Genomic DNA, 9437 nt, shown 5'->3' on the forward strand with positions numbered 1-9437 from the left:
GCTCAGCTTGTCGCTCATGCTCAGCTTGTCGCTCATGCTCAGCTTGATTGTTGATAGAGTCAGACAAGCTTGAAAACAATTCGTTTTTGCTCAAACTAGAAATGCTTGAGTCGAGCGTATCAAAAATATTTTTTTGACTTCCGTTTTCGTTAACATTTTCAGTTATTTTGTCAAAAGTCTCATTAATTTCTGTCAATTTGCTTGAAGCAGTATTCAAAATGTCATCAAAAGCACTTTCTCTTGATTGTGTTTGTAATTTGCTTTGCTCAAATTTGAGCTGTTGCAGCAGTTTTGATGTCGCAATGATTTCATGATCGACATCAGGCATTGAACTCAATAAATTACGCTGTTTGATCGCATCATTTTTTAAACTGATTTCTGTATCAATATTCATTCGTCGAAGTTGAGTCACTTTTGAGCCTTCATGTAGTGTTGCTTCGAGGTCTAGCCCTCGTGCCCTATTACTACGATGATCAACACGAATATCAAAACCCGCTTTTTCTAAATGTAAATTAGTTAAATCGGCAAAGTATGAGCGCCAGTTTTTAACTGTTTTACTTCCAACTTCTTTATTAAAATCACGAAATTTTTTTGCTGAGAACTCACCTGTTTCTAGATCAATTGATCTTGTCGTAAACATAATATGAGCATGATAATTTCGTTCATCACTTCCACTATTTTGATGCGGTGCATGAATACATGCATCAACTACGACACCGTGTTTTTCAACGAGCTTTTTACATAGATCATCGAGCATTGATTTTCGTTGCTCTGCATTAAGTTCATTTGGAAAAGCAATTTCAAATTCTCTAGCTAGAGTTGCATCTTTTCTTCGCTCAACCTTCTCAACGGAGTTCCATAATTTTTGTCTATTTAATAAATTAATATTTGTATTTTCGGGTGCATATATTTGTGTATGTTCAACCCCAATTTTTCTTGTGTAATCTTGTTCTTTACCGTAATAGTCGCATGTCAATTTTTCAGCAGAACGATAAGCAGCACAAGCAACGGCAGATCGTCCGTCACTTCTACTTATATTCTTGACTGAAAAATGATATATCGCCATTTCGCTTTTGCTCTTAAATTTGGTTTACCAAATTTCACCAGTCTACATAGACTGGTTTGGGGTGTAGGGGTATCCCCTACCGTGCTTACCATTGAAAAATACCGTTAGGTTTTTTCAATGGATAAGTGCGCCCTTCATTTCATTCGGGAAAAACCACGATATCATATAGCACCTTGAATTTCAATTCATGTGTGCTTATGATTGAGTGAGTTATTTCGGAATGATCTTAGAGTATGAGTATTGAAAATTTAGAACAGAAAATTGAAAAACAAGAAGAGCGTTTAAAACAATTAAAAGCTCAAAAACAGGCAATTGAAGCTAGGGAAAAAAAGAAAATTTCAGAGCAACAAAGAAAAGACGAAACTCGCAAAAAAATATTATTAGGTTCTTATTTGCTTAAAGAAATGGAAGATGAAACAGAGAAAACAAAAATACTCGCTAATCTCAATACATATTTAACACAAGATCGAGATAGAAAACTTTTTGATTTACCAAGTATTGAGGAAAATTAACGATGAATAAAGCAGATATAATTGCCAAACTTGCTCCTAAATTATATATAACTCAAGATGAAGCCAGAGTTATTCTTAATTCTGTTCTTGAAGTATTTACTGAAGCATTAGTTGAAGAGAAGAGTCTTAAATTAGTCGATTTTGGAACTTTTTCCGTTCAAAAACGTGCTGAAAGAATCGGCCGTAATCCTAAAACTGGCGACCTCATTAATATTCCCGAAAGAGAAGTTGTTACTTTTAAACAAGGAAAGGCTTTAGGTGAGAAATTTCTTGTTAAAGCCAAACCAAAAGGAAAAATAAAAAATGCAAAATAAATTTTTATGGACTATGCCTGAAATCCTGCTTTTTCTAAACATTGATAAAGCTCTCTAAATTTTTCAGGTTCCAAAAGCATGTCGGCGATACGAATAGCAAACTGTTGAAAGCTCTCTGTACCTCGCGAATATTTAGACATTTCGGGCATTTCAGACATTTTATTTGCAAATAAATGACGTTGCGCATCGGTCATTTTGACAAAAAAATCAGGGGTATTGGGGTCACGTTTAATTTCAATTTTCGGCTGTGATTTTTGCTTAAATCTGAATGAAAAACCAGTGATGGTACGCCCTTGCTTATGCTGTTCATAAGTAGTTTTTATGTCCGTATGCTCATTGATCTGAGTAATAGCTGTGTCTAATACACGGTTTTTAAAATGATGCATACGTTGATATTCATCATCTTCAACACCTAAATTTTTACGTAATTGTTGTAGTTCAAAAATTGGTGTTTTACCAACCTCACGCCAGGCGATTAATAATTCATAAAGTCTGGTAGCGTACTTACTGGTTAGGTGTGCAACTTGTTTGGCTTCGTATTTCGTAAAATGTTCTTCTAGTCGAGTGATTAAAGGCACTACGTCAGGTGCGAAAGTAATTTCTAATAGCGCTAAGTCATCTACATAAAAAATACGGCTAACCCAACGAGAGCGAACAACACCTACTTTCCCTGTTTTTTTGTATTCTGCTGTATAGCTAAACTGTCTATTAAATAGGTTGTTTACAGCTTCTTTTAGAGCTTTATAGGATGCATCTGTTGATACATTAAAGAGCTTTGCATAATCACTAGCATGTATTTCTAGTTTGCTATCTGCCGTGATGCCCTGTCCTAATTCCCTTGCATTAATTATCGCCAGCATGATTAAACGCTGTTCTGTTAGTTCTAAATTATAACTGGCGTTTATTAATGCATTGTCTTTCACAACTAAACCATTCTTCATATTAAATACACGTTATTATTAATGTGTATTTAAACACTACATATAATATGTGTGTAAATCAAGAGAATTTGTGTGCTTATACAAGAGAATTTGTGTGCTTATACAAGAGAATTTGTGTGCTTATACAAGAGAATTTGTGTGCTTATTGAGAGTGAAACCCGCTGATATCAGTGCTTTCATAGGGTCTAAAAGCATTAAAAGCTTTAAAAATAATTAAAAGCCTTTTAGCAGGGGACTGCAAACTGCCCTAGGTACTCGCTAAAGCTCGTACTCTATTGAAGCTCGTACCTCGCTTCGTGGGGCAGTTTTTAATTAATTTCAGTTATAAATTCTAAAATCAAAAACAGAACTCCGGCACTCGCTTTGCTCGTGGCTTTTCAAAAGCAAAAGCTTCAAAGTTCGCACCCTTCGGGATGCTCTGTATCTTTCGTTATTAAGCTAAGGGGAGTGTGTAATCAGGGAAAAGGCGAGCGTGAAATTTTGATGATGCTCAATCGCTCGTAGACACTCGCTCGGTTCTTATTATCTAGGTTTTAATTATTTAATGGAGCTAATCAAAGTTGTGAAACATTGATCAAAGAATAGGCGTGGAACGTAAAAAATCATAAAAAAAGCCCACCTTGGGGAAGATGAGCTATCAACTAGAAACTACAGCATTGATTTCTAAAGATAATTATAACGCATTTCGTATAAGGTGTATTATGTTAATATTAGAAAATCTTTAGATTAAAAGAAATTTTCCGGATATAAAAATGAGAGAATATGTCATCTGATTAATTGATCCTGTGTAACAAATCCTCTAGTTTCTAGTTCTAATAAAAACACTGGTCAAGGTGGCTCAGGTCTGCACTGGCTTTGCGGGCGGTGTCTGCGAGAACGCTCTGCAGGGGGTGCGGAGCTGCTATTTCCGGAAGAAGCATATTCACCTGGTAACCGATGGCAACAGTAAGCGACCGTACTACTAGGTCCGGTCCGCTTAGTTCCATTGCGGTAAACGGATTTACGATGGCAACGCCAAGGCCTTGACGCACCATGGCGCAGACAGCCACTGAACTCGTGGTTTCAAGCAAGGTTACGCGATGTACTTTAGCGTCCTCGAACATCGCATCAATGGCGGTTCGATATGGGTCGCCAACCGCGAGGCTGATGAAGCGCTCGCCTGTAAAGTCGCGTGGTTGCAGTCGTGCCTTGCGGCACAGGCTGTGATCACGGGGCAAAACAGCCACTTCATTAACTTTCAGTAAGGGCTGCAAGGTAACTCCAACAGGTGCCTTTTGGGTTTCACTCAACCCCAGGTCAAAACGTTGTTCACTCATGGCTTGTTCCAACCAAGGCGACTCTAAGGGATGTACGCTGACTCCTAGTTCAGGATGTGTATGTGAGAGATATACCAGTGCGCGCGGTACCAAGGCATGGGCCAATGCCGGTAAACACGCAATGCGCAAGCGACCTGTCGCTTGCGTGCGCAATTCACTGGCTCGCGCTGCGATCTGTTCCAAGCCTATAAACGAGCGTTCTACTTCCTGCATCAGCGCGAGTGCCCGCACGGTAGGTCTTAATCGGCCCCGCACCCGGTCAAAAAGGTTAAACCCCAGTAACTGCTCCAAACGCCCCAGCTCGCGACTCAAAGTAGGCTGGCTTGACGCACACGCGTCGGCTGCACGTCCCAGATTGCCGTGCAGCATGATGGCGCGAAACATCGTCAGCTGGCGATGAGTTAAATTCATATCAATATTGAATAGTTAAATAATAAGAATAGCATTGATTGAATTGACCATGAAGGAGATCATCTATGATTGAATTGACTATGAAGGAAATCATCTATTTATGAATCCTTTTACTCCCACTACCATCGCTCCTTTGGCCCAGCAATTCAGTACCCCGCTGTGGATCTATGATGCCGACACCATTACGCGCCAGATTGCCGCTCTGCAGTTGTTTGATGTAGTACGTTTCGCTCAGAAAGCCAATTCTAATACACACATCCTTCGCCTCATGAAGCGACAGGGCGTAGTGGTGGACTCGGTATCTTTGGGTGAAATCGAACGTGCGTTAGCTAGTGGTTTTACGCCGGGCTTGCACAACGGGCACGCAGACATTGTGTTTACGGCTGATCTGCTAGACCGCGCTACGCTTGCGCGCGTGGTGGAACTAAATATTCCTGTGAACTGTGGCTCCATGGACATGCTGGATCAATTGGGTGCAGTCAACCCAGGGCACCCGGTGTGGTTACGCATCAATCCAGGTTTCGGGCATGGCCATTCAAAGAAAACAAATACTGGTGGAGAGTATAGCAAGCATGGCATCTGGCATGGCGACCTAGTACGCGCCTGCGAAAAGATCAAGTCAAACAGCCTGACTTTGCATGGCCTGCACATGCACATCGGCTCAGGTGTAGATTACACGCACTTGCAAGAAGTCTGCGGTGCCATGCTGAAATTGGTAAAAGTAGTGAATGCGCAGGGTTTGGACCTGCACGCCATCTCGGCTGGTGGTGGGCTATCCGTTCCCTATCAGACTGGTGAACCCACGATTGATATAGCGCACTACTTTTCATTATGGAATGCAGCACGCCATGCTGTGGAACAACTACTGAAGCACCCAGTGAAACTAGAAATAGAACCAGGTCGCTATTTAATGGCCGAGTCTGGTGTGTTGGTCACTGAAGTACGCGCTACGAAGCAACAGGGTGCCAACCATTTTGTGATGGTGGACGCCGGCTTCAATGATCTAGTTCGCCCAGCTCTATACGGTGCCTACCACGGTATGGAGTTGATCCACTCTGATGGCACAGCGGTTAATGGCTTGCAGTTTGACACAGTAGTTGCCGGACCTCTGTGCGAGTCGGGAGATGTGTTTACGCAGGGAGACGCTGGCATGGTGTTACACCGATCCTTGCCGCAGGCACAGGTGGGAGATCTGCTGGTATTGCACGACACTGGTGCGTATGGTGCCTCCATGTCATCGAACTACAACGCTCGCCCGCTGATTGCCGAAGTGCTGATGGAAAATGGGGAGCCCCGGCTTATTCGACGAAAGCAGACGGTGGCTGAGCTGCTCGCGCTGGAGGCGGTGTAAGGTAACCAGACAAAATCATCAACTTATCCAACTGGACCAGCAGCTACATAATTCGAATTCTAGATGCTCACCCTAGCCTTATTTGAAAAGATTATCCAAAAGATGGGAGCTTTAAGCTCCCATTTTTGATTTCGTATAAGGTGTATTATGTTAATTTTAGAAAATCTAATTAAACACTAGGTTTATGCTGTTTTGGACCATGCCAGTTAAATGCTCCTAAAATATTATTAAGGATCTCCTGTAGATGACTCATTGATTCGGGAGAAACATCAACTTCGCCATAATGTCCATCAACCATAGTTGAACCATATTTAGAACCATTTAAGCTATTAAGTACTAATGCACCACCATTAGGAGCATTTATAAAATTATTTTCAATTGGCTTTAAATCTAATGGTTTATTGTTTCTTCCTAGCCCTCTAGAACGATCTTCTAAGTGTTGAGCTGTATTACGCACACCTCTCAAATCAGGGAAAATATCTGATATTTTTTTATGTAGTTCTGAAATAACTTCAGGCACATTTTCCTCTCTGCTTAATACTCCTAGAAATTTATCAAATGCATCTAATGCATAAAGAAATGCACGTGCGTAGAGAAATGAAAGATTATGCTCAAACTCTCTTGGTATTGTTCCCTGCTGCCACTTTTCTCTTTTAAAAATAATATCTGTTTGTAAACTGATCTCGTCATGGCTCTCCCAATAATTTTTACCCTGCTTAATATATTCCTGTTCTAACATCTCACTGATTTCTCGTCTTCTTTTCGAATTTGCATCCCAAGTATCCTTGGAAAATGAATGTGATCTAGACGTTTGAGCAGATATAAAAAGATTCAATGCTAAATTAGCTTCAAAAAATTGAGACTGTAATGAATAAAGTTGATTTTGAATTTTCCATGTCCAATCTGAATCTTCATAGTCAAGCCATGTACCTGGAACGATAATTTCAAATACAAACATAATGTTCCTTCTATTTCCTTTTTTATAAAGAGATAACGTATCAGACCTTGGATTTATTGTATTACTAATCTTACGTTTACTCTCTCATTTAACATAATGGCGGTTATACGAAACGAAAAATAAATAGTGTTATATTTCAAAAAGTTATGCTATAAGAAATCGGGGACGCAAACCCGAAAAGCCGACTTGGAAACAAGTCGGCTTTTTTATGATCGGTTTTGACAGTTCTTGCCAATCATATTTATCAAGATTTGACATTATGATTGCACCGATCTCTATTTAATATATACTATTTAGTATATTAAAAAAAGGAGGGTGTATCATGAATCATATTGCAAAAATCTTTATGAATGGGCAAAGCCAAGCGGTACGACTACCAAAACAATTTCGCTTTGAAAGCAAAGTTGTTTATGTCAGAAGAAATACAAAAGGAGAGGTTATTCTTTCTGAAAAACCTCGTACATGGACAGAGTTTTTTAATGAAAATAGTGATGTGTTGGGTTTTGAAACCCTAATGGCTGATCGTGAGCAAGATATGCCATTTGAAAGAGATCTTTTTTAATGGAATATCTACTTGATACCAATATTGTGGGCTATATTTTAAAAGGTGTTGCCAGTAATAAGCTAAAAAATAAATTAATGATGATTAATCCCGATGATGTTTTCATTTCACAGATTACCCATGCTGAAATTATTTATGGTTTGCAGAAGGGTGGGAATATCATCAAACATATTAATCGAGTTAATTCTTTTTTAGAAACACTGAGTATTTTAGATTGGGATGAACAATGTGCCCATGCTTATGGCAAAGTTCGTAATGAATTACGCCTACAAGGTGTTACTGTTCAATCAATGGACTTAATGATTGGTGCTCATGCCATTGGTCACAATATGACTTTGATTAGTAATGATCATATTTTTGATCATTTCAAACAATTTGGATTAGTGCTAGAAAATTGGCAAACCGCCTGATTAGGCATATAAAGCGATTTAAGCGATTTTTACATGATACTGATAGGGATTAATGTAAATCAGATTTAAATCGCTTAGATCGTAAATTGTGGCGTTCTGGGCGAACTAATCAAGTGCTTTGCAGTTGAGAGTGACTATCAGCGTTGGAAACTTCTTCTTTACATCCGAAATTGATTGTTTTGTAAGTTTGATCGAGTCATTTTTTATCGACGCGAGTAATACACCATCTTCATTAAGCTTTTTGTTTTGACTTTGAAGCGCTAAATTATCTTTTTCTAAACTTTTATTTTGAATAAATGCGGTAATGCATAGTGCGCTGAGAACAACCAAAAAAAAAGCTAAAATTGAACTTGTGTTGATTGCAAAATAGTTAAAATTCAATCGCTTATATAGGTTTTCATAATAGTTTGTTTGTTTGACTATGATCTTTTCAGTTGTCGTTAAACTATCGTTTAGTTTTAAACTGATCAAATTTGCTTTCTGATCAACTAAATCTTCTGTTTCACTCATTTTATTTAAAACATTATTACAATGAGTCTGCACATTTTTTGAAATATTATTAATTTCATCATCAAAAATACTATTAATATTTTCCGTTTCTGCGTTTATTTTATCAAGAACATGCTTTCTAAAATTAAGAGATGATTCATAAAGTTGTTTCATCTGATCTTTATTTAATTCTTCAACTTCAGCAAATGAATCTTTTACGCTGTTGATTGCAATATTAATGCTTTCTGTAAATGTGCTGACATCAGTTTTAAACTGAGAGAGACTTTCTCGATGATCTTTTGTGACACTCAATACTTGTTTGTTTAAGTGATTATAGATTTCTATAATATTCGTAATGACAGTGCTGTTCGCTTTTTTAGCTTCTAAAATCAGTGTTTGGTTTTGCTCTTTAAACTGTAGTGAAAAGTTTTGTGTCACGCTTTCTTTTACGTCGTTAGCAACATTTTTTATAATATCGCTAGTTATTTTGTCACTGCTGCCACTAATTTTTTTAGAAAGATCTAAGTTTTGTTGCTCCAGCTCTGCGAGTGATTGCTTTGCAGTCTGTCTGATCTGCATGATTTCAGCATTTAATTGAAGAATGCTTTTCTGATTATTTTCGATATTAAGCTTTGAATCTTGAACGATTGACACGAACTCTTGAAGCTCAATTTTGTTTAGAAAATCAAAAAAATCATTCTTAATTTCAGTTTGTGAATTGCTGACATGACTATTAAGTTTTTTCAGTAATTCAATATGTTGTTGCTTTTCATTTTCAAGTGATTCTGAAAGCAGTTGCATCGTGTTTAAAAGTGTTTTCAATGTTGCTGAAACTTGATCGCTCATGCGAACTCCAAAAATAACTAAAAATCTGGTGTGTAGTTATTATTTCTAGTTTGCTCATGCTCAGCTTGTCGCTCACGCTCAGCTTGTCGCTCACGCTCAGCTTGTCGCTCACGCTCAGCTTGTCGCTCACGCTCAGCTTGTCGCTCATGCTCAGCTTGTCGCTCATGCTCAGCTTGTCGCTCATGCTCAGCTTGTCGCTCATGCTCAGCTTGATTGTTGATAGAGTCAGACAAGCTTGAAAACAATTCGTTTTTGCTCAAA

The 9437-nt window shown here is 38.5% G+C and carries 11 protein-coding genes; 5 read left to right on the plus strand and 6 right to left on the minus strand.

The window, feature by feature from the left end; all coding sequences use genetic code 11:
- A partial coding sequence (mobQ, locus tag BLV99_RS17340; RefSeq protein WP_167356348.1) for a MobQ family relaxase occupies positions 1 to 1066 on the minus strand: 1066 nt, incomplete at its 3' end.
- Between the two features lie 233 nt (positions 1067 to 1299).
- Here mobQ and BLV99_RS17345 point away from each other — a divergent pair.
- Positions 1300 to 1578 (plus strand): hypothetical protein, encoded by a 279-nt coding sequence (locus BLV99_RS17345; protein ID WP_063454741.1) that lies wholly within the window; start codon positions 1300 to 1302, stop codon positions 1576 to 1578.
- A gap of 2 nt (positions 1579 to 1580) precedes the next feature.
- Positions 1581 to 1892, plus strand: a complete 312-nt coding sequence (locus BLV99_RS17350) for an HU family DNA-binding protein (RefSeq protein ID WP_063454740.1) — start codon at positions 1581 to 1583, stop codon at positions 1890 to 1892.
- An 11-nt stretch (positions 1893 to 1903) separates the two neighbouring features.
- Here the strand turns inward: BLV99_RS17350 and repM are convergent, their stop codons facing one another.
- Both repM and BLV99_RS17360 read right to left on the minus strand, forming a co-directional pair.
- The gene (repM, locus tag BLV99_RS17355; RefSeq protein ID WP_063454739.1) at positions 1904 to 2833 is read right to left on the minus strand and encodes a replication initiation protein RepM; all 930 of its coding nucleotides are present in this window, start codon (positions 2831 to 2833) and stop codon (positions 1904 to 1906) included.
- A gap of 812 nt (positions 2834 to 3645) precedes the next feature.
- Positions 3646 to 4560 (minus strand): LysR family transcriptional regulator, encoded by a 915-nt coding sequence (locus BLV99_RS17360; protein WP_005237875.1) that lies wholly within the window; start codon positions 4558 to 4560, stop codon positions 3646 to 3648.
- A gap of 100 nt (positions 4561 to 4660) precedes the next feature.
- Here BLV99_RS17360 and lysA point away from each other — a divergent pair, with 100 nt between their 5' ends.
- Positions 4661 to 5911 carry a diaminopimelate decarboxylase gene (gene lysA / locus BLV99_RS17365; protein ID WP_005237876.1) on the plus strand — a complete coding sequence of 417 codons (1251 nt, stop codon included), beginning with the start codon at positions 4661 to 4663 and terminating at the stop codon, positions 5909 to 5911.
- A 169-nt stretch (positions 5912 to 6080) separates the two neighbouring features.
- Here lysA and BLV99_RS17370 read toward each other — a convergent pair whose 3' ends face one another.
- Positions 6081 to 6869: a hypothetical protein gene (locus tag BLV99_RS17370; RefSeq protein ID WP_092692926.1), complete on the minus strand. Its 789-nt coding sequence runs from the start codon at positions 6867 to 6869 to the stop codon at positions 6081 to 6083.
- Between the two features lie 322 nt (positions 6870 to 7191).
- On the opposite strand from BLV99_RS17370, the gene BLV99_RS17375 reads away from it, so the two are divergent.
- Together BLV99_RS17375 and BLV99_RS17380 are read left to right on the plus strand one after the other, a co-directional pair.
- The gene (locus BLV99_RS17375; RefSeq protein WP_063454737.1) at positions 7192 to 7431 is read left to right on the plus strand and encodes an antitoxin; all 240 of its coding nucleotides are present in this window, start codon (positions 7192 to 7194) and stop codon (positions 7429 to 7431) included.
- Positions 7431 to 7841: a type II toxin-antitoxin system VapC family toxin gene (locus tag BLV99_RS17380; RefSeq protein WP_063454736.1), complete on the plus strand. Its 411-nt coding sequence runs from the start codon at positions 7431 to 7433 to the stop codon at positions 7839 to 7841. The genes BLV99_RS17375 and BLV99_RS17380 overlap by 1 nt, the downstream gene beginning before the upstream one ends.
- A 105-nt stretch (positions 7842 to 7946) precedes the next feature.
- Here the strand turns inward: BLV99_RS17380 and BLV99_RS17385 are convergent, their stop codons facing one another.
- Positions 7947 to 9176 carry a hypothetical protein gene (locus BLV99_RS17385; protein WP_092692929.1) on the minus strand — a complete coding sequence of 410 codons (1230 nt, stop codon included), beginning with the start codon at positions 9174 to 9176 and terminating at the stop codon, positions 7947 to 7949.
- A 17-nt stretch (positions 9177 to 9193) separates the two neighbouring features.
- A partial coding sequence (locus BLV99_RS17390; protein ID WP_213030967.1) for a hypothetical protein occupies positions 9194 to 9437 on the minus strand: 244 nt, incomplete at its 5' end.

The sequence above is a fragment of the Acinetobacter kyonggiensis genome (assembly GCF_900107285.1).
In the GTDB taxonomy this organism is placed as follows: Bacteria; Pseudomonadota; Gammaproteobacteria; order Pseudomonadales; family Moraxellaceae; genus Acinetobacter; species Acinetobacter kyonggiensis.

Excerpts from the sequence above, each read along its gene's own strand:
- lysA (WP_005237876.1), top strand. The coding sequence starts at position 4,661 with ATGAATCCTTTTACTCCCACTACCATCGCTCCTTTGGCCCAGCAATTC.
- BLV99_RS17375 (WP_063454737.1), top strand. The coding sequence starts at position 7,192 with ATGAATCATATTGCAAAAATCTTTATGAATGGGCAAAGCCAAGCGGTA.
- BLV99_RS17345 (WP_063454741.1), top strand. The coding sequence starts at position 1,300 with ATGAGTATTGAAAATTTAGAACAGAAAATTGAAAAACAAGAAGAGCGT.
- BLV99_RS17370 (WP_092692926.1), bottom strand. The coding sequence starts at position 6,869 with ATGTTTGTATTTGAAATTATCGTTCCAGGTACATGGCTTGACTATGAA.
- BLV99_RS17380 (WP_063454736.1), top strand. The coding sequence starts at position 7,431 with ATGGAATATCTACTTGATACCAATATTGTGGGCTATATTTTAAAAGGT.
- repM (WP_063454739.1), bottom strand. The coding sequence starts at position 2,833 with ATGAAGAATGGTTTAGTTGTGAAAGACAATGCATTAATAAACGCCAGT.
- BLV99_RS17385 (WP_092692929.1), bottom strand. The coding sequence starts at position 9,176 with ATGAGCGATCAAGTTTCAGCAACATTGAAAACACTTTTAAACACGATG.
- BLV99_RS17350 (WP_063454740.1), top strand. The coding sequence starts at position 1,581 with ATGAATAAAGCAGATATAATTGCCAAACTTGCTCCTAAATTATATATA.
- BLV99_RS17360 (WP_005237875.1), bottom strand. The coding sequence starts at position 4,560 with ATGAATTTAACTCATCGCCAGCTGACGATGTTTCGCGCCATCATGCTG.